This window comes from Roseisolibacter agri, from assembly GCF_030159095.1.
Classification (GTDB): domain Bacteria; phylum Gemmatimonadota; class Gemmatimonadetes; order Gemmatimonadales; family Gemmatimonadaceae; genus Roseisolibacter; species Roseisolibacter agri.
Window position 1 is genome coordinate 447859 of the sequence record NZ_BRXS01000007.1, and the last position, 19267, is coordinate 467125.

General features: G+C 73.1%; 14 protein-coding genes and 1 tRNA gene. 5 read left to right on the top strand and 10 right to left on the bottom strand.

Features of this window, described 5'->3' with window-relative positions; genetic code table 11:
- Positions 1–13: 13 nt before the first annotated feature.
- From rosag_RS22985 to purE, 4 genes are all read right to left on the bottom strand, one after another.
- Positions 14–553: a superoxide dismutase family protein gene (locus tag rosag_RS22985; protein ID WP_284352524.1), complete on the bottom strand. Its 540-nt coding sequence runs from the start codon at positions 551–553 to the stop codon at positions 14–16.
- Between the two features lie 146 nt (positions 554–699).
- A complete protein-coding gene (locus rosag_RS22990) occupies positions 700–1944 on the bottom strand; it encodes an acetate/propionate family kinase (RefSeq protein ID WP_284352525.1) in 1245 nt (414 codons plus the stop codon).
- 10 nt (positions 1945–1954) lie between these two features.
- A complete protein-coding gene (purK, locus tag rosag_RS22995) occupies positions 1955–3136 on the bottom strand; it encodes a 5-(carboxyamino)imidazole ribonucleotide synthase (protein WP_284352526.1) in 1182 nt (393 codons plus the stop codon).
- 16 nt (positions 3137–3152) lie between these two features.
- Positions 3153–3674: a 5-(carboxyamino)imidazole ribonucleotide mutase gene (gene purE, locus rosag_RS23000; RefSeq protein ID WP_284352527.1), complete on the bottom strand. Its 522-nt coding sequence runs from the start codon at positions 3672–3674 to the stop codon at positions 3153–3155.
- 132 nt (positions 3675–3806) lie between these two features.
- On the opposite strand from purE, the gene rosag_RS23005 reads away from it, so the two are divergent.
- Positions 3807–4739 (top strand): extracellular solute-binding protein, encoded by a 933-nt coding sequence (locus rosag_RS23005; RefSeq protein ID WP_284352528.1) that lies wholly within the window; start codon positions 3807–3809, stop codon positions 4737–4739.
- A 60-nt stretch (positions 4740–4799) separates the two neighbouring features.
- On the opposite strand, the gene rosag_RS23010 is transcribed toward rosag_RS23005, so the two are convergent.
- From rosag_RS23010 to rosag_RS23020, 3 genes are all read right to left on the bottom strand, one after another.
- Positions 4800–4872, bottom strand: a tRNA-Asn gene (locus rosag_RS23010).
- A gap of 36 nt (positions 4873–4908) precedes the next feature.
- The gene (uvrA, locus tag rosag_RS23015) at positions 4909–7839 is read right to left on the bottom strand and encodes an excinuclease ABC subunit UvrA (protein WP_284352529.1); all 2931 of its coding nucleotides are present in this window, start codon (positions 7837–7839) and stop codon (positions 4909–4911) included.
- A gap of 178 nt (positions 7840–8017) precedes the next feature.
- A complete protein-coding gene (locus rosag_RS23020; protein ID WP_345784872.1) occupies positions 8018–8221 on the bottom strand; it encodes a GlsB/YeaQ/YmgE family stress response membrane protein in 204 nt (67 codons plus the stop codon).
- A 235-nt stretch (positions 8222–8456) separates the two neighbouring features.
- On the opposite strand from rosag_RS23020, the gene rosag_RS23025 reads away from it, so the two are divergent.
- The 3 genes from rosag_RS23025 to rosag_RS23035 all read left to right on the top strand — a co-directional run bounded on the left by rosag_RS23025 (position 8457) and on the right by rosag_RS23035 (position 11646).
- A complete protein-coding gene (locus rosag_RS23025) occupies positions 8457–10346 on the top strand; it encodes an ABC transporter ATP-binding protein (RefSeq protein ID WP_284352531.1) in 1890 nt (629 codons plus the stop codon).
- A gap of 303 nt (positions 10347–10649) precedes the next feature.
- Complete coding sequence (locus rosag_RS23030) at positions 10650–11420, top strand: Stp1/IreP family PP2C-type Ser/Thr phosphatase (protein WP_284352532.1); 771 nt, start codon at positions 10650–10652, stop codon at positions 11418–11420.
- Positions 11421–11436: 16 nt separating this feature from the next.
- Positions 11437–11646 (top strand): hypothetical protein, encoded by a 210-nt coding sequence (locus tag rosag_RS23035; RefSeq protein ID WP_284352533.1) that lies wholly within the window; start codon positions 11437–11439, stop codon positions 11644–11646.
- Between the two features lie 13 nt (positions 11647–11659).
- Here rosag_RS23035 and rosag_RS23040 read toward each other — a convergent pair whose 3' ends face one another.
- Complete coding sequence (locus rosag_RS23040) at positions 11660–12970, bottom strand: HD domain-containing protein (protein ID WP_284352534.1); 1311 nt, start codon at positions 12968–12970, stop codon at positions 11660–11662.
- A gap of 169 nt (positions 12971–13139) precedes the next feature.
- Here rosag_RS23040 and rosag_RS23045 point away from each other — a divergent pair, with 169 nt between their 5' ends.
- Entirely contained in the window at positions 13140–15104 is a 1965-nt protein-coding gene (locus rosag_RS23045; RefSeq protein ID WP_284352535.1) for an HDOD domain-containing protein, read from the top strand.
- A gap of 149 nt (positions 15105–15253) precedes the next feature.
- On the opposite strand, the gene pckA is transcribed toward rosag_RS23045, so the two are convergent.
- Positions 15254–16876, bottom strand: coding sequence for a phosphoenolpyruvate carboxykinase (ATP) (gene pckA, locus rosag_RS23050; protein WP_284352536.1), 1623 nt, complete (start codon positions 16874–16876; stop codon positions 15254–15256).
- A 16-nt stretch (positions 16877–16892) separates the two neighbouring features.
- Positions 16893–19199, bottom strand: coding sequence for an NADP-dependent malic enzyme (locus rosag_RS23055; RefSeq protein WP_284352537.1), 2307 nt, complete (start codon positions 19197–19199; stop codon positions 16893–16895).
- Positions 19200–19267 lie beyond the last annotated feature (68 nt).

Consider the following 19267-nt stretch of genomic DNA (forward strand, 5'->3'; position numbering starts at 1 on the left):
GATGAGCCGCGCGTCAGCGCACGATCACGCCGCAGGCGATGCGGTCGCCGGCGTTCCCGGCGGGATCGCTCGCGTAGTCGTCGGGCGACGCGTGGATCACGATCGACGAGCCGTCCGGGTCGATCAGGCTCGTGGGACCCGTGCCGACGGTGACGCGGTCCGTGAACACGTCGACGCGCACGCTGCCCGTGGACGGCGCCGTGAAGTTCGGCAGGTCGCCCGCGTGGTGGCCCGCGGCCACGCGGAAGCCGTGCACGCGCTGCGTCGGGTTGAAGTGGCCGCCCGCGCTCGTGAACGGCGGGTCGCACCGGCCGATGTCGTGGAGGTGCATCGCGTGCACGCCCGAGGGCAGGCCGTTGAGGTCGCCGGAGATCAGCACGCCGTGCGGCGTCTGCGTGAGCGTCATGACGCCCAGCGCGCGGCCCTGCGCGTCGCGCATCTCGGCGCGCGCGCGAAGGTCGGCGGGCACGGGCGCGGGGCCGGGCTCGGCGCGTCCGCCTCCGCAGGCGGCAACGGCGAGGACGAGCAGCGAGAGCAGCGCAGTCGGGCGCATGGAATCTCCGTGGATCGGTCGAGAGGTCGGGGACGCGCACAGGGTACGCGGATGCGGGCGCGTCCGTTCGGGAGGGCGACCGCCGCACGCGGTCTCCGCTGGCAACGACCGCGCCCGCGCGATCGTGCCAGGCGCGTGGCACCGGCTCAGAAGCGCGCGGGCGCGCCGCTCACCGCGCGGTACGTGTCGCGCGCGATCAGCAGCTCCTCGTCGGTGGGGATGACCCACGCAGCCAGACGTGAGCCCTCGGCGTGGAACGCGCCCTCGCGGCCGCCCGCCAGCGCGTCGTTGCGCGCCGGATCGACGGCGAGCCCCATCCACTCCAGCCCCGCGCAGATGCGCGCGCGGATCTCGGGCGCGTTCTCGCCGATGCCGCCGGCGAAGACGATCGCGTCCGCGCCGCCCATCGCCGCCAGGTACGCGCCGACGTACTTGCGCACGCGGTAGCAGAAGATGTCGATGGCCAGCGACGCGCGGCGGTCCCGGTGCTCGCGCTCCTCGGCCAGCAGCTCGCGCATGTCGTTCGTGAGCCCCGAGATGCCGAGGAGGCCCGACTGCTTGTTCAGCAGCGCCTCCGCCTCGCCGAGCGTGAGGCCTTCCTTGCCGCCGACGTAGTCGAGGATCGTCGGGTCCACGTCGCCGGAGCGCGTGCCCATCACCAGCCCCTCGAGCGGCGTGAAGCCCATCGACGTGTCGATGGAGTCGCCGTTCTGGATGGCGCACGCCGAGCAGCCGTTGCCGAGGTGCAGCGTGACCAGCCGCGTCGCGTCGCGCGCGGTGCCGGTGAGCTGCCGCCACCGGTGCGCGACGTAGCGGTGCGACGTGCCGTGGAAGCCGTAGCGGCGCACGCGGTATCGGCGGTAGAGCTGGTACGGGATCGCGTAGAGGTACGCGTGCGCGGGCAGCGTCTGGTGGAACGCGGTGTCGAACACCGCGACCTGCGGGACGCCCGACCCCAGCACCGCGATCGCCGCGCGGATGCCGCGCAGGTTGGCGGGGTTGTGCAGCGGCGCGAGGTCGATGGTCTCCTCGATGCCGCGCAGCACCGCGTCGTCGATGCGCACGGAGCGCGTGAAGCGCTCGCCGCCGTGCACCACGCGGTGGCCGACCGCGTCGATCTCCGCGCGACCGCCGAGCGCGACCCCGCTCTCGCCGCTCACGAGCCACGCGATGAGCCACTCGACCGCGGCGCGATGGTCGCGCAGCGTGGCGGTCGTCGTCTGCGTCGGTCCGTCGCCCGCGCGCAGCGTCACGACGGCCTCGCCGCCCAGCCGCTCGATGGTGCCGCGCGCGAGCTTCTCATCCGTGTTGTCCGTCAGCCGCTCCTGGTCCGTGCGGACCAGCTGGAACTTGAGCGAGCTGGATCCGACGTTGAGGACGAGGACGTTCATCGAATGCGACTCAGCCTCGCGGCCGCTCGATGGCGGGGCACGCGCCCGGCCGGAACGCGTCGTACGCGTCGAGCGCGCGGCCGAGCGCCTCGGGGCCGCTCTGCCCGATGGCCGAGAGGTGGCCCATCTTCCGCCCCTCGCGCGCGCTGCGCTTGCCGTAGAGGTGCACGCGCGCCGTCGCGACGTCCAGCGCGCCCGCGACGTCGGGCGGCGCGTCGGCGAGCCAGAGGTCGCCCAGCAGGTTCGCGATCGCGCCCGCGCTCACCAGCGTCGGCGCGCCGAGCGGCAGGCCGCACACCGCGCGCACCAGCTGCTCGAACTGGCTCGTCGCGCACGCACGCTCGGAGGCGTGATACGTATTGTGCGGGCGCGGCGCGAGCTCGTTCACCAGCACGCGGCCGTCGGTCGTGACGAACAGTTCCACCGCCAGCAGGCCGACGATCTCCAGCCCCTCGGCGATGCCGAGCGCGATCTCGGCGCCCGTGCGCGCGACCTCCTTCGGAACGTCGGCCGGCAGCACCGACCACGCGAGCACGCCGCTCGAATGGTGGTTGCGCGCGGGCGGATAGACGGCCATCTGCCCGTCGGCGCGGCGCGCCACCAGCACCGAGAACTCCAGCGCGAGGTCCAGCCGCTGCTCGACGACGCTGCGGCGCGCGCCGACGGCCTCCCACGCCTTCGCGGCGTCCGCGGCCTGCGTCACGTGAGCCTGGCCGCGGCCGTCGTAGCCGCCGTGCGCCGCCTTCACGATGCACGCGCCGAGCGCCTGCACCGCGGCCTTCACGTCGTCGGCGCTCTCAGCGTGGCGGAACTCGCCGACCGGAAACGCGTGCTCGGCGAGCCAGTCCTTCTGCCGCACGCGGTCCTGGATGATCCAGATCGGCGCCGCGCCCGGACGCAGCGGCGCGTGCTGCGCGACCGCCTCCATCACCGTCGGCGCGATCTGCTCGATCTCCAGCGTCACGACGTCGCAGCCCTTCGCAAGATCGATTGCTGCCGACGGATCATCGAAGCGCGCGGTCACCACGCGCGACGCGACCGGCTTCGCCGAGCAGTCGGGATCGGGGTCGAGGACGTGGACGTCGTAGCCCATGCTGCGCGCGGCCATCGCCGTCATGCGGCCGAGCTGCCCGCCACCGAGGATCCCGATCGTGGCGCCGGGGAGGATCGGCGCGCCGTCGTGCGTAGTCATCTGCGATCGTGTGCGGTCAGGGCAGGGTCTGCGCGAGCACCTCGTCGCGCCGCTCGTCGCGGCGGCGCGCCAGGCGCGCGCGTAGCGCGGGATCCGTGGTCGCGATCAGCTGCGCGGCGAAGAGCGCGGCGTTGATCGCGCCGGGCTTCCCGATCGCGAGCGTTCCCACCGGCACGCCGGCCGGCATCTGCACGATCGAGAGCAGCGAGTCGACGCCGTTCAGCATCGTCGCCGGCACCGGCACGCCGAGCACCGGCACGAGCGTCTTGGCGGCGAGCATGCCGGGCAGGTGCGCCGCGCCGCCCGCGCCCGCGATGATCGCGCGCAGCCCGCGCGCCTCGGCCTGTTCCGCGTACTCGAACAGCCAGTCGGGTGTGCGGTGCGCCGACACGACGCGCGCCTCGTACGCCACGCCCAGCTCGGCCAGCGTCTCGCACGCGGGGCCGAGGATCCCCCAGTCGCTCTTGCTCCCCATGACGACGCCGACGAGCGGCGACGAGGCGTCGGACGGCGCGGGCGCGGCGGGAGCGTCGGGCATGAGCGCGGGGCAGGGAGGAGTGGTCCGTCACGTGGGCGGCTGGCGAGGAAGATACCCGCGCCGGCTGGCGATGCGGAGTGCCGCGCGGCGAGGGCTTGCCGCACGGTGCGCGGCGCGGAGCTTTCCGCGACCATGACGAGGCCCCGCTCCGCGCTCGCGCTCCCTCTCGCCGTGCTGTCGCTCCTCGGCTGCGACGCCGCGCCGCGGGCCGATGCCGCGCGGCCACTGACCGTGTGGGCGGCCGCGAGCCTGACGCGCCCGGTGCGCGCGGCGCTCGACTCGTTCACCGCGCGCACCGGCGTGCCCACGCGCCTGGAGACGCAGTCGAGCCTCGAGCTGGCGCGGCGCATCACCGAGCTCGGCGAGACGCCGGACGTGCTGCTGCTGGCCGACCGCGCGGTGTTCCCGGCGCTGCTCGCGCCGCGTCACGTCGCGCGGTGGACGCTGTTCGCGCGCAACCGGATCGTGCTCGCGTGGGGTCCGCGGTCGCGTCACGCCGCCGAGATCGTGCGCGCGGAGCGCTGGTGGGAGGTGCTGGAGCGCCCGGGCGTGGAGGTGGGACGCGCCGATCCCGCGACCGATCCGAGCGGCTACCGCACGCTGCTCGTCTTCCAGCTGGCCGAGCGGCACTACGGCGTGCCGGGGCTCGAGGCGCGGCTGCTGGCCGCCGCGCCGCCGCGCAACGTGCGCCCGCGCGAGGCCGACCAGATCGCGCTCGTCGAGACCGGCGTGCTCGATTACGTGTGGACGTACGAGAACCTGGCGCGCGCGGCGCACCTGTCGTTCCGCGAGCTGCCGGCGGCGGTGGACCTGAGCAGCGTCGCCGACTCGGCGACGTACGCGGCGGCCAGCGTGCGCGTGCCCGGCCGCGCGCGCGGCGACTCGGTGACGTTCCGCGGCGAGCCGATCGCGTACGCGCTGGCGATTCCACGCGCGGCGCCGCAGCCCGACGCGGCGGCGCGGCTGACGGCCTACCTGCTGTCGGCGGACGGGCGTCGCGTGCTGCGCGCGCACGCGCTCGATGCGCTGGAGACGCCGGTGGAGGTCGCGGCGCCAGCGCCGTGATAGGGCACGACGCACGAGGGGCCGCGAGCGCATGCGCTCGCGGCCCCTCGTCGTGTGAAGCTCCCGCGGTAGGACTCGAACCTACGACCCGGCGATTAACAGTCGCCTGCTCTACCAACTGAGCTACGCGGGAATGAGCCCAAGAGTCTAAACGGGGATTCGGCGTCGGTCAACCCGTGGCGGAGCTCGCCCGCCGCGTCGCGCGCTTGCGCGCCGGCGCCTCGAGGATCGGCGCCGCGGGCGGCGCGCCGGGGCCGCCGAGCAGCACGCGCTTCAGGAAGCGCCCCGTGTGCGAGCGCGGCTCCAGCATGACCTCCTCCGGGCGCCCCTGGGCGATGATCTCGCCGCCGCGGTCGCCGGCCTCGGGGCCGAGGTCGACGACCCAGTCGGCCAGCTTGATGACGTCGAGGTTGTGCTCGATCAGCACCAGCGTGTGCCCCGCGTTCACGAGCCGGTCGAGCACCTCGGCCAGCTTGCGCACGTCCTCCAGATGGAGGCCCGTCGTCGGCTCGTCCATCACGTACAGCTTCTTCCCTTTCGTCTTGGCCGACTGCGTGAGCTCGCGCGCGATCTTGATGCGCTGCGCCTCGCCGCCCGAGAGCGTCGTCGCGGGCTGCCCGAGGCGCAGGTAGCCGAGCCCCACCTGCTGCAGCTGCCAGAGCGCCTGCCCGAGCTTCTCCTCGCGCGGGAAGAAGCGGATCGCGTCGTCGATCGTGAGCTGGAGGACGTCGTGGATGGTGCGGCCGTGCACCGTGATCTCGAGCACCTCGGGCTTGAAGCGCTTCCCGCCGCACTGGTCGCACGGCACGAACACGTCGGCCATGAACACCATCTCGACCTCGAGGTAGCCCGCGCCCTCGCACGTCTCGCAGCGCCCGCCGGCCGAGTTGAAGCTGAACGTCGACGCCGTGTAGCCGCGCTGCTTGGCGAGCGGCTGCGCGGCGAAGATGCGCCGGATCTCGTCGTACGCCTTCACGTACGTGACGGGGTTCGAGCGCGGCGAGCGGCCGATCGGGCTCTGGTCGATGAGCACGACGTCGTCGAGCGTCTCCCAGCCGGTGAGCGTGTCGTACGCGCCGACCTTCTCGCCCAGGTGCTGCTTGGCCGTGTGCTCGCCGGTGATCTTCTGCTCCAGCGCGCGATACAGCACGTCGTGCACGAGCGTGCTCTTGCCCGAGCCGGAGACGCCCGTCACGCACGTCAGCGTGCCGAGCGGGATGCGCAGGTCCACGCCCTTGAGGTTGTGCTCCCTCGCGCCCGTCAGCGTCAGCCAGCGCGGCCCCAGCTTGCGACGCTCCGTCGGCGTCGGGATCGAGCGCTTGCCCGTCATGTACGCGCCGGTGAGCGGGCTCTCGGACACGCGCGACATCGGCCCCGCGAAGACGACGTAGCCGCCCTTCTCGCCGCTCTCCGGGCCCAGCTCCACCATGTAGTCGGCGACCTCGATCGCCTCGGGGTCGTGCTCGACCACGAGGACCGTGTTGCCGCCGTCGCGCAGGCGGTGCAGCAGCTTGAGCAGCCGCTCCATGTCGCGCGAGTGCAGCCCGATGGACGGCTCGTCGAGGACGTAGAGCGTGTCCACCAGCTGCGCGCCGAGCGAGTTGGCGAGGCCGATGCGCTGCGCCTCGCCGCCCGAGAGCGTGCGCGTCGCGCGATTGAGCGAGAGGTAGCCGAGCCCCACGTCGCAGAGGAAGCGCACGCGCGACTGCGCCTCCAGCAGGATGTGCGCGGCCACCTGCTGCTCGAACTCGGTCAGCGCGAGCGCGTCCAGCCAGACGGTCAGGCGGTCGACCGGCATCTCGGCCGCGTCGGCGATGCTCGCGCCGCCCAGGCGCACCTGCAGCGCCTCGGGCTTGAGCTTCGTCCCCTTGCACGTGGGGCAGGTCTGCGCCGTCTGGTACTGCCGCAGGAAGACGCGGATGTACTGCTTGTACCGCTTCTCCTCCTTGCTGCGCATGAACGGGAACGCGCCCACGAAGCCGCGCGCCTTGCCGTGGAGGATCTGCTCCTGCTGCGCGCGCGACAGCTCGCGCCACGGCACGTCCACCGGGATCCCCTCGCGGCGCGCGTACTCCACGACCTTGCGGCGCTCGGCCTCGTAGCGCGGCTTCGTCCACGGATCGATCGCGCCGTCGCGCAGCGTGCGCTCGGGGCTGGGGACGATCAGCGCCTCGTCGTACTCGAGGATCGCGCCGAAGCCGTTGCATGTCTCGCAGGCGCCGCGCGGGTTGTTGAAGCTGAACAGCTGCGGCGTCGGGGCGGGGAGGCGGGTGCCGTCGTTCGGGCACTCGTACCGCTCCGTGAAGTTGAGCCGCGTCACCGGCTGGCCGGCCTCCATCCCGCGCGGCGTCGACACCGCGATGGGGGAGGGGACGGGCGCGGTGAAGAGGACCGTCGCGTCGCCGTCCCCCTCGCGGAAGGCGGTGCCGAGCGCGTCCGCGAGTCGCCCGCCGACGTCGGGGCCCGTGGCCAGGCGGTCGACGATGACGAGCAGGTCCTTCACCTTCGCGAGATCGAGCCCGCGCGACTCGACGTCGTCCAGGTGCAGCGTCTCCCCGTCGAGCGCGACGCGGACGAAGCCCTGGGCACGCAGGTTCTCGAGGACGACCGCGTGGGTGACCTTGGCCGAGAGCCGCAGCGGGAAGGCGACCGAGAAGCGGGTGCCCTCGGGGAGCGACTCGATGGCGGCGCGGACGGACTGGGGCGTGTCGGGCTTCAGCTCGCGTCCGCAGGCCGGGCAGTACGTTCGGCCGACGCGGGACCAGAGCAGGCGCAGGTAGTCGTAGACTTCCGTGGCGGTCCCGACCGTGGAACGCGAGGTCTTCGTCGGGTTCTTCTGCTCGATCGCCACGGCGGGCGAGAGCCCCTCGACGGCGTCGACGAGCGGCTTCTCCATCCGCTCGAGGAACTGCCGGGCGTACGCCGACAGCGACTCCACGTACCGCCGCTGTCCCTCGGCGTAGATGGTGTCGAAGGCGAGGGAGGACTTCCCCGAGCCCGACGGGCCGGTGATGACCGTGAAGCTCCGCCGCGGGATCTCGAGGTCGAAGCCCTTGAGGTTGTGCTGCCGCGCGCCGCGGACGAGGATGCGATCTTTCACGGTCGGAATCTAACCGAAGACAGCCCGAATCGGACCCGACCGGAAGTGCCAGTGGGCCGGCCGGCCCCGCAGACGCGACGCGCGGCGCAGGGGTTCCGAGAGGAACGTCCCGCGCCGCGCGTCGGTTGCCCTCGGGTCGCCCCGGAGCCGGGAGCTCCGGGACGCCCGTGGTCCTGCCTTACACCGCCGAGCGGCGGGTGGCCATGCGGTAGATCCAGAGCAGCAGGAGCGCGCCCACCACCGCGATCAGGATGCTGCGGATGTCGACGCCCGAGACGCCGCCGATGCCGAAGATCATGTTGCCGAGGAAGCCACCGATCACGGCGCCCACGATGCCGATGAGCGCGGTGACGATGAAGCCACCCGGGTCACGGCCGGGCATGAGAGCCTTCGCGATGGCGCCGGCGATGAGCCCGAGAATGATCCAAGCGAGAATACCCATCTGAGCCTCCACAGGGTAAGGACGACTGCGCTGTGCGGGCGGGAAGTGCAACGGCCGTACCACCCTCAACGTCGCGGCGGCCCGCGGGTCACCGCGCTCCGCCCTCCAATGCAGGGCGCGCGCCGCGCTAACTTCGGACGCATGACGAGTCGCACATGAGCCTTCCCTCTCGGGCATGACGACGAGCGGCGACGACGAGGTCCTCGGCCGCGTCTACGACGCGCGCCTGGCGCGGCGGCTGCTCCGATACGTCCGTCCGTACCGCGGGATCGTCGCGGGCGCGGTCGTGCTGCTCTGCATCGAGGGCGGGCTGCAGCTGGTGGGGCCGGCGCTCACGCGGCACGTGATCGACGTCGCGCTGCCGGCGCGCGCCGCCGGCGTGGTGACGACCGCCGCGGCGCTGTTCGCGCTCACGCTCGTGCTGCAGTTCGCGGCTGGCTACGGCGAGACGGTGCTCACGGGGCTGCTGGGCCAGCACGTGATGCGCGACCTGCGCACCGAGCTGTTCGCGCGGCTGCAGCGCCTGCCCGTCGCCTTCTACGACCGGAACCCGGTCGGGCGGCTGGTGACGCGCGTGACCTCCGACGTCGAGGCGCTGAACGAGCTGTTCACCGCCGGCGTCGTCGCGGGGCTGGGCGACCTGTTCACGCTGGTGGCGATCGGCGTGATGATGCTCGTCGTCGACTGGCGGCTGTCGCTGGCGGCGTTCGCGGTCATGCCGTTCGTGCTGCTGGCGTCGCGCGTGTTCCAGACGCGCGTGCGCGGCTCGTACCGCGAGATCCGCACGCGGCTGGCGCGCATCAACGCGTTCGTGCAGGAGCGCCTGACGGGGCTGCGCGTGGTGCAGCTGTTCGGGCGCGAGCGCGCGGAGCGCACGCGCTTCCGCCGTCTGAACGACGACCACCTGGACGCGCACCTGCGCTCGATCCGGATCTACGCGCTGTACTTCCCGGTGATCGAGATCCTGACCACCGTCGCGCTCGCGAGCCTGGTGGTCTCCGCGTCGTCGCGCGTGGGTGCCCCGGGTGCGGGCGGGCTCTCGGTGGGGACGGTGGCCGCGTTCCTCCAGCTCGTGCGCCGCTTCTTCCAGCCGCTGCAGGACCTGTCCGAGAAGTTCAACATCCTGCAGGGCGCGATGGCGGCGTCGGAGCGGATCTTCGCGCTGCTGGACGAGCCGCTCGAAAGCGGCAGCCCCTCGACGCTCGACGCTCGACGCTCGACGCTCGCTCCGGCGGACGTGGAAGCGAGCGCCCGGGTGCCCGCCGAAGGCGGGCGGGTCGGAGCGCCGAACGCGCACGGGGTGACGGTGGAGTTCCAGGACGTCTGGTTCACCTACGGGGATGCCACCGCCGCGGATCCGCAGTGGGTGCTCCGCGGCGTCAGCTTCCGCGTCGCGCCCGGCGAGACGCTGGCGCTCGTGGGGCACACCGGGGCCGGCAAGACCACGGTCGTCTCGCTCCTGCTGCGCTTCTACGAGCCGCAGCGCGGGCGCATCCTGGTCGACGGCGCCGACATCCGCGAGCTCCCGCTCGACGAGCTGCGCGCGCGGATCGGCTTCGTGCAGCAGGACATCTTCCTCTTCGCCGGCGACGTCGCCAGCAACGTGCGGCTGGGGGCCGCGCTCACCGACGCGGAGGTGCAGGCAGCCGCCGCGCGCGTGGGCGCCGACCGCGTGGTCGAGCGGCTGCCCGACGGGTGGCACCACCAGCTCGGCGAGCGCGGCGCGTCGCTGAGCGTCGGCGAGCGGCAGCTGCTCGCGTTCGCGCGCGCGATCGCGGCCGATCCGGGGCTCCTCGTGCTCGACGAGGCGACCAGCGCCGTCGACAGCGAGGCCGAGGCGCGCATCCAGGCCGCGCTGGCGACGCTCATGCGCGGCCGCACGACCATCGCGATCGCGCACCGGCTGTCCACCATCGTCGCGGCCGACGCGATCCTCGTGCTGCACCACGGACAGGTCGTCGAGCGCGGCCGGCACGCCGAGCTGCTCGCGCGCGACGGGCTGTACGCGCGGCTCTACCGGCTGCAGGTGGCCCAGGCCGCGGAGGCGTCGCGCCCCGCGGCGTGAGCGCGCCGTCACGCATCACCACACGGAACGCGGTCGGATGCGTGCACCGTCGTTCATGTGCGGCCCGCCCACGGTCGTGGGGCGTGTCGGGCCCGTGCCACGCTTGCACCCCTTTGGGGCCCCGGGTAGTTTCGACCGACCCGGCCCCGGCCGTCTCGCCCGAGGTACGCCGCGCGGTCCGCGCCGGCGTGCGTGCCCCGGCGGCTGCCGCCCGGACCCCCGACCGGCTGTCCTTCCGCTCCCGACGTGCCCGGCACCCGAGCTCCTGATCTTCCTCGTGCCTACTCGCTAGTGCAGCTCTCCGTGGCCGCCCGCACGGACGTCGGACGGATCCGTGCCGGCAACGAAGACAGCCTCTACGCCGTCGCCAACGAGAGCCGGGGGCTCTTCATCGTCGCCGACGGCATGGGCGGGCATGCGGCCGGCGAGGTGGCCAGCTCGATGGCGGTGCAGATCATCGCCCAGGAGCTCGAGCCGCTCGCGTCCATCGACGAGCCGGGCGCCGTCGAGCGCATGGCGCAGGCGGTGCACGACGCCAACCGCGCCATCTACGAGCGCACGATGAGCGAGTCCGAGAAGCAGGGGATGGGGACGACGACGTCCATCCTCATGCTCTCGGACGCCGGCTACCTGATCGGCCAGGTCGGCGACTCGCGCATCTACCTGCTGCGCGACGGGCAGCTGCGCCAGCTCACGAAGGACCATTCCTACGTGCAGGAGCAGGTCGACGCCGGCTACCTGACGCCCGAGCAGGCGCGCTACCACCCGTACAGCAACGTCATCACGCGCTGCGTGGGGGCGAACGAGGCGGTCGAGCCCGACTTCTTCGCGGGCCCGATCACGGGTGGCGACGTGTTCCTCGTCGCCAGCGACGGCCTCACAGGCATGGTCGAGGACCGGCGGCTCCACCAGCTGATGTCGTCGAAGGCGAACCCCGCGCGCGTGGTGGACGCCCTGATCGCGGAGGCGAACGGCCGCGGTGGCCTCGACAACATCACGGCCATCCTGGTGCAGGTGCACGGCGTGACGCCGCCGCCCGCGCCCACCGGGAACGGCGCCCCCCTCGGCGGCTGACGACGGTACGGTCCGCGTGACCACGCCGTCCGACGGCACGCCCGCCCCCGGCGACACCGTCGCCGACGTCGCCGGCCTGTACCTCGGCAACATCCTCTACGCGCTGGAGCTGGCCGCGCTCTCGCTGGAGGAGCAGGGCAAGCGCGAGGACGCGGCGTTCTACCGCGGGATCGCGCGCCGGCTGGCCGAGGCGCGCGGACGCGAGACGGGCGGCCCGCCGCGCTGAGCGCGGCACGCCCTCAGCCGCGCAGCAGCGGCTCCCCGCCGGCGAGGCGCGCCCGCAGCTCCCCGGCCGGCAGGTGCAGGACCGCCAGCAGCCGCTCGCGCGGCAGCGCGACGCCGCGCACGGCGAACACGCGCAGCCAGCGCGCCGACCGGTACAGCTGCTCGGCCAGCGTCGGGAGGTTGATCGCGCCCTCCCACCCCGCGGCCGTCACGCGCGCGACGGCGCCGCCGCGGCGCAGCACCGGCAGGTCGAGGCCGAGCATCTGCGTCTTCGCCGGGTAGTCCAGCAGCAGCTCGCCCGGCGCCAGCCCCACCTCGCGCGCCAGCTGGTCCTCGACCGCGACCGTGAGCGCGCGGTCCGACACCATCCAGGCGCCGAAGTCCTCGTCGAACTCCGCCGCGGGACACTCGAGCGCGCGCTTGTGCAGCCGCCGCTCGCGGAGCGACGCCGCGAGACGCACGACCTGTTCGACGGCATCCGGGCTCGCGTCGGGCGACGCCACCGGCTCGTCGAGGGCGTGCAGGATCCCCTCGTCCGTGTACGCCGGCAGCCGCGCGACGTCCAGCGCGCCCACGCGCACCGCGACGTCCACCAGGCGCTTGTACATCGCCGTCGCCGCGCGTACTGCGTGGTGCCAGTAGACGTTGCGGTACATCTGGTACTTCGCGAACAGCAGCGACTCCAGCGCGGACAGCCCCTTCTCGCGCAGCCCCACCGCGAGCCGGCCGGTCGCCGGGTCCTCGACGACGACGAGCGCGTTCAGCAGCCGGTCGACGTCGATCTCGCCGTACGGCACGCCGCACATCAGCGCGTCGCGCTTGAGGTACTCGATCTTGTCGAGGTCGAGCGACCCCGAGATGAGGCCCTGCAGCGGGCTCTCGCCGCGCCCGCACACGAGCGCGTACACGCGCGCGGGCGCGTCGTCGCCGATGGTCTCGCGTAGGATGTCGGCGACGACGCCGTCGGTGATCAGCGGGCGCGCGACGCTCTCGTGGTGCGGGACGCCGATCTCCTCCAGCGCGTGCGAGAACGGGTAGTGCCCGACGTCGTGCAGCAGCGCCGCCGCGCGCGCGATCGCGGGCTCGTCGTCCGCCACGCGCGTCAGCGCGTCGCGCTCCGCGAGCAGGCCGAGCGTCGTGCGCGCCAGGTGGTACGCGCCGAGCGCGTGCTCGAAGCGCGAGTGCGTGGCGCCGGGATAGACCAGGTACGCGAGCCCGAGCTGGCGCACGAAGCGCAGCCGCTGGAAGACGCGCGTGTCCACCAGTCGCAGCGCGGCCGCGTCGACGCGGACGTTGTTCCAGAGCGGGTCGCGGATGGTCTCCACAGGGTCGTCGGTCGGGGAGGCGGAGAGTAGCCCGCCACGGCGGCGCGCCGGAAGTGGCGCCCGGTGCAGCCTGCGCACGGCGCGCGCCGTGGGGCCGTCGGGGACGGCCGCCTAAACATCGGGCGGGGGCCGCCGATACTTCCAGGCACCTCCCTCGCGCATCCCCGCCGTGACCCCTCCCGCCTCCGCTCCACCCGCCACCGGCCCGGCCGGAGGCACGCGTCCGACGACGCCAGCCGCCCCGCAGGCCAGCCAGGCGTCGATCGACGCGAGCCGCCCGATGGCCTACGTCCGCCGCATCCTGGTCGCCGACGACTTCCCGGCGATCTCGCGGCAGATGGGCGAGGTCATGGCGTCGCTCCAGGAAGGAGAGGCCTCCGCCCAGCGGCTGGCCAACCTGGTGCTGCGCGACTACGCGCTCACCGTGAAGGTGATCCGCACGGCCAACACGGTGCACTACAACCGCACCGGGCGCCCCGTGCAGAGCGCGACGCACGCGATGATGCTGCTCGGCGCGCAGACGGTGCGCGACCTCGCGAGCAGCCTGCTGCTGTTCGAGCACTATCGCGGGCGGTCGCCGGGGCTGAAGGAGCTGATGCTGCTCTCGCTGCTCACCGCGGGGCACGCGCGCGAGGCCGCGGTGCGCCTCGGCGTCGCCGATCCGGAGGCGGCGCAGCTGTGCGGCATGTTCCGCAACCTCGGCGAGGTGCTGGTGGCGGCGCACCTGCCGGCGGAGAACGCGGCCATCCTGCGCGCCGCGTCGGAGCGCGGCGTCGGACGCGACGCGCGCCGCGCGCGCGACGCCGCGGCGGCGCACGTCCTCGGCTGCTCGATGGAGGACATCGGCGTCGCGATCGCGGGTGACTGGGGGATGCCGGCCGCCGTCTGCCGCGGCATGCGCGCGACCGGCGAGCGCGGGGAAGGGGAGCTCGAGCTGATCTCGGCCTTCGCGCACGACCTGACGATCGCGATCTACCGCGAGGAGCCGAGCGCGGCGCGGCAGGCCGTGGCCGCGGTGCTGGAGCGCTACGGCACGCGCCTCAAGCTGTCGCGCGACGTGCTGGCCGCGATCGCCGACGAGGCGGTGGCGAACACGCGCGAGACCTTCGCGGCCGCCGGCGTGGCGCTCGACGGCCTGCGTCTCACGCGACAGCTGGCGGCAGCGCTGAGCGACCGTTCGCGTCCCACGCCAACGGGTGCCGCGGCCGCACCGGCCGAACCGGCGGCGGGGACGACTGCCGCCCAGCCGACGCCCGAGGCGACGAGCGCCGCCGCGCCGACGGCGAGCGCGCCCGGGACGACGCCCGCGGCCTCGACGGATGCCGCGCCCGCCGCCACGCCACCGTCCGCGCAGCCCGCCGCGGACGCGGCGCCCGCGCCGACGACGGCGTGCCCCGCGCCCGCGGCGCAGCCGCCCGCAGGCCCGCCGGTGGACGGCCCGCTGCTCGCCGCGCTTCGCGATCGCCTGGCCCGCGAGCTGGAGGCCGCCTCCGACGATGCGGCCACGTACGACATGCAGCGTGTGCTGCTGCTCGCGCTGGAGGCCGCGCTGCGCGGCGGCCCGTTCGACCGCGCGTGCTTCTGCCCCATCGACGTCGCGTCGGGCGCCTTCCGCGCGCGCTTCGGCCTGGGCGACGACGTCGAGTCGCTCCTCGGCAGCTTCGCGCTGCCGTTCGTCGGCACCAGCGCGACGCTGGGGCCGGCGCTGCTGCGCGGCGAGGAGGGCTACCTGTCGTCGGGGACGCGCCTCAACCTGACCGATGCGCAGCTGCTCCGCGCGTGGGGCGCGGCCAGCGCGGCGCTCGTGCCGGTGATCCTCGACGGCACGACGATCGGCGCCGTGTACCTGGACCGCCGCACCACGAGCGCGGGACTCGACGCGACGGCGCTCGTGTACGTGCGCCGCGTGGTGGCCGCCGCGGGCGCCGCGCTCGCGCGACGCCGCGGTGGCGCCAGCGGCACGCCCGCTCCACGCCCCGAGCCCACGGCGGCCGAGAAGGGCGAGCTGGTGCTGCGTGTCCTGCGCGGCGAGGCGCTCGACACGGTGGCCGCCGCCGCGGGCGTGACGACCGACCGGCTGGACGGCTGGCGCCGCGAGTTCCTGGACGGGGCGATGGCGCGCATGGGGAGCTGAGACCGAGCGGCGAGCGGCGAGCGCCGAGCGCCGAGCAGCGTGGGCCGCCGCTTCCGGCGACCGCCCCGCCGCCACGACGAGTCATAACGTCGACGGGCCGGCCCCCACGAAGGACCCGGCCCGCGACGCACCACGAGACCTGAAGAGCGTCAGCCCTTCGGCCCCGCGCTCTTGATCTCGGCGCTCACCTGCGCCCCGAACTTCTCGATGTTCGTGCGGAACATCTCGGCCAGCTTGCGCGCCTGCGCGTCGTAGGCCGCCGCGTCGCTCCACGTGCCGCGCGCGTCGAGCACCTCCGCCGGCACGCCGGGGACCGCCGTCGGCACCGCGAGCCCGAACACCGGGTCCGTGCGCGTCTCCACGCCGTCCAGCGCGCCGCCGAGCGCCGCGCGCACCATCGCGCGCGTGTAGCCCAGCTTCATGCGCTTGCCGACGCCGTACGCACCGCCGCTCCACCCCGTGTTCACCAGCCACACGTGCGAGCCGTGCTCCTGCAGCTTGCGGCCGAGCATCTCCGCGTACTTGGTCGGGTGCCAGACCAGGAACACCGCGCCGAAGCAGGCGCTGAACGTCGCCTGCGGCTCCGTCACGCCACGCTCGGTGCCCGCGACCTTCGCCGTGTAGCCCGAGAGGAAGTAGTACATCGCCTGCTCGGGCGTGAGCTTCGCGATCGGCGGCAGCACGCCGAACGCGTCCGCCGTCAGGAACACCACGTTCTTCGGGTGTCCGCCGCGCCCGCTCGGGACGTGGTTGCGGATGTAGTGCAGCGGGTAGCTGGCGCGCGTGTTCTCGGTGATCGACTGGTCCTCGAACTTCACGCGGCGGCTCTCGTCGAGCACCACGTTCTCGAGCACCGTGCCGAACATCTGCGTCGTCTGGTAGATGTCCGGCTCCCCCTCGGGCGAGAGGTTGATCACCTTCGCGTAGCAGCCGCCCTCGTAGTTGAAGACGCCGTCGTCGCTCCAGCCATGCTCGTCGTCGCCGATCAGGCTGCGCTCCGGGTCCGCCGACAGCGTCGTCTTGCCCGTGCCCGAGAGGCCGAAGAAGAGCGCCGTGTCGCCGTCCGCGCCGATGTTCGCCGAGCAGTGCATGGAGAGCACGCCCTGCTTCGGCATCAGGTAGTTCATGATCGTGAACATCGACTTCTTCAGCTCACCGGCGTAGCGCGTCCCGCCGATGAGGATCTGGCGGCGGCCGATGTGCACGACGATGAACGTGCCCGTGCGCGTGCCGTGCCTCGCGGGATCCGCCTGGAACTCCGGCGCGTGCAGCACCGTGAAGTTCGCCTCGAAGCCGGCCAGCTGCTCGGGCGTCGGGCGGATGAACATGTTCCGCACGAAGCTCGCGTGCCACGCGTTGGGCAGCACGTAGCGCACCTTGAGCTGGTGCGCCGGGTCGGCGCCGCAGAACAGGTCCTGCACGAACAGCTCGGGCAGCCCGCTCAGGTACTGCTGCACGTCGGCGAGGAGCGCGTCGAAGTGCGCCTCGGAGATCGGCTGGTTGACCTTCCCCCAGTCGACGTCCGCCTCGCTGGAGCCCTCGCGCACCACGAACTTGTCGTTGGGGGAGCGCCCCGTGTGCGGCGACGTGACGGCCACGAACGGGCCCATGTCGGCCAGCCGGCCCTCGCCGCGGCGCACCGCGGCCTCCACGAGATCGGGGGCGCCCTGGTTCCAGTGGACGTCGCCCGCAGGGGTGATCCCGAGCGCGGCGAGCGAGCGCGTGTCGTGGGCCGTGGGGGTGGGCGACAGCGGCGCGGTGGTGGTGGCCATGGGTGCGGTGAGAGGGTTAGAGGATGCCGGCCTCGCGGCCGCGCGGCACGCCGGGCACGCGGGCGTCGTCGGCCGACCGCCCCCGCGCCTGCGCGTCCATCACGGCGACGGCCGCCATGTTGACGATCTCCTGCACGTCGGCGCCCTGCTCGAGCACGTGCACCGGGCGCCGCATCCCGACGAGGATCGGGCCGATGGCCGTCGCTCCGCCGAGGTGATTCAACAACTTGTAGGCGATGTTCCCGGCGCTCAAGTTCGGGAAGATCAGCACGTTGGCCTCCTCCTTCAGCCGGCTGAAGGGGTAGCGCTCGCGCTGGATCGCCTCGTCGAACGCCGTGTCGGCCTGCATCTCGCCGTCCACCACGAGGTGCGGGTCGCGCTCGCGCAGCAGCTCCACCGCCCGCGCCACCTTGGCGGCGTCCGGGTGCCGCACCGACCCGAAGTTCGAGAACGACAGCATCGCGACCCGCGGCGTCTCGCCGAAGTTCTGCACGATCCGTGACGCCGCGTAGGCGATCTGCGCCAGCTGCTCCGCCGTCGGGTCGATCGTGACCGTGGTGTCGCCGCAGAACACGACGCGCTTCTCGAACACCAGCATGTACATCCCGCTCAGGATGCCGGCCTTCGGATGCGCGCCGATCGTCTCCAGCGCCGGCCGGATCGTCTCGGGATACGTCGCGTTCACGCCCGAGAGCATCGCGTCGGCGTCGCCCAGCGCGACCATGCAGCAGCCGAAGTAGTTCGGGTTCGCGAGCCGCTGCTGCGCCTCGCCCAGCGAGAGCCCCTTCCGCTGCCGCCGCTCCCACAGGTAGCGCACGTAGTCGTCGCGCCGTCGGGCCGTCGCCGGGTCCACGACCTCGATCTCCTCCAGCGGGATCGAGTACTCGCGCGCCACCCGCTCGATCGTCTCGGGGCGGCCGAGCAGCACCGGGTAGGCGATCCCCTCGTCGACGCAGATCTGCGCGGCGCGGATGATCTTCGGGTCCTCGCCCTCCGGGAAGACGATCCGCTTCGGGTCGCTCGTGGCGCGCGTGATGATGCCGCGCATGATGCCGCGCGCGCGTCCCAGCCGCGCCTCCAGCTGCGTGCGGTAATGGTCGATGTCGACGAACTCCTGCGCCACGCCGCTGGCCACCGCCGCCCACGCGACCGCCGGCGCCACCCAGAGCAGCACGCGCGGGTCGAACGGGAAGGGGATCAGGTACTCGGGCCCGAAGGTCACCTTCTTCAGGCCGTAGAGCTTCGCCACGCTCTCGGGCACGTCCTCGCGCGCCAGCAGCGCCAGCGCGCGCGTGGCGGCCATCTTCATCTCCTCGTTCACCGTCGTCGCGCGGGCGTCGAGCGCGCCGCGGAAGATGAACGGGAAGCCGAGGACGTTGTTGACCTGGTTCGGGTAGTCGGAGCGCCCGGTGGCGATGATCGCGTCGTCGCGCACCTCGCGCACCGCGTCCGGCAGGATCTCGGGCACCGGGTTGGCGAGCGCGAAGATGATCGGCCGCTTCGCCATGCGCGCGATCCACTCCTTCTGCACCGCGCCGGCGACCGACAGCCCGACGAAGACGTCCGCGTCCTCCAGCGCCTGCTCGATGGTGCGCAGCTCGGTGGGGCGCGCGAAGCGCGCCTTGTACGGGTCCATGTCCTCGACCCGCCCCTCGTAGATCACCCCCTGCCGGTCGCACATCGTGATGTGCTCGCGGCGCACGCCGAGCCGCACGTAGTGCTCGGCCGTCGAGATCGCGGCCGCGCCCGCGCCCGAGAAGACGACCCGGATCTCGTCGATCGCCTTGCCGACCAGCTCGAGGCCGTTCAGCAGCGCGGCGCCGGAGATGATCGCCGTGCCGTGCTGGTCGTCGTGGAAGACGGGGATCTTCATCGTCTTCCGCAGCGTCTCCTCGATGTAGAAGCAGTCGGGGGCGCGGATGTCCTCGAGGTTGATCCCGCCGACCGTCGGCTCCAGCAGCTGGCAGAAGCGGATGACGTCGTCCGGGCTCTCGGAGCCGATCTCGAGGTCGAAGCAGTCCAGATCCGCGAACTGCTTGAACAGGTTGCCCTTGCCCTCCATCACGGGCTTGCCGGCCAGCGCCCCGATGTTGCCGAGGCCGAGCACGGCGGTCCCGTTGGTCACCACCGCGACCAGGTTGCCCTTGGCGGTGTAGCGGTAGGCGTCCTCGGGGTTCTTCTGGATCTCGAGGCACGGCTCGGCCACGCCCGGCGAATACGCCAGCGCCAGGTCGCGCTGGTTCGTAAGAGGCTTGGTCGGGACGACGGCGATCTTGCCGGGGCGGCCGCGGGCGTGGTACTCGAGGGCGTCATCGCGTTTCATGGCGCGCAAGATAGCGCGTGCTCCCGCGTGATCAGGAGCACACCCGCTCGCGACCGCCACGTCACTCC

Excerpts from the sequence above, each read along its gene's own strand:
- rosag_RS23055 (WP_284352537.1), bottom strand. The coding sequence starts at position 19,199 with ATGAAACGCGATGACGCCCTCGAGTACCACGCCCGCGGCCGCCCCGGC.
- purE (WP_284352527.1), bottom strand. The coding sequence starts at position 3,674 with ATGCCCGACGCTCCCGCCGCGCCCGCGCCGTCCGACGCCTCGTCGCCG.
- rosag_RS22990 (WP_284352525.1), bottom strand. The coding sequence starts at position 1,944 with ATGAACGTCCTCGTCCTCAACGTCGGATCCAGCTCGCTCAAGTTCCAG.
- pckA (WP_284352536.1), bottom strand. The coding sequence starts at position 16,876 with ATGGCCACCACCACCGCGCCGCTGTCGCCCACCCCCACGGCCCACGAC.
- rosag_RS22985 (WP_284352524.1), bottom strand. The coding sequence starts at position 553 with ATGCGCCCGACTGCGCTGCTCTCGCTGCTCGTCCTCGCCGTTGCCGCC.
- purK (WP_284352526.1), bottom strand. The coding sequence starts at position 3,136 with ATGACTACGCACGACGGCGCGCCGATCCTCCCCGGCGCCACGATCGGG.
- rosag_RS23020 (WP_345784872.1), bottom strand. The coding sequence starts at position 8,221 with ATGCCCGGCCGTGACCCGGGTGGCTTCATCGTCACCGCGCTCATCGGC.
- rosag_RS23025 (WP_284352531.1), top strand. The coding sequence starts at position 8,457 with ATGACGACGAGCGGCGACGACGAGGTCCTCGGCCGCGTCTACGACGCG.
- rosag_RS23005 (WP_284352528.1), top strand. The coding sequence starts at position 3,807 with ATGACGAGGCCCCGCTCCGCGCTCGCGCTCCCTCTCGCCGTGCTGTCG.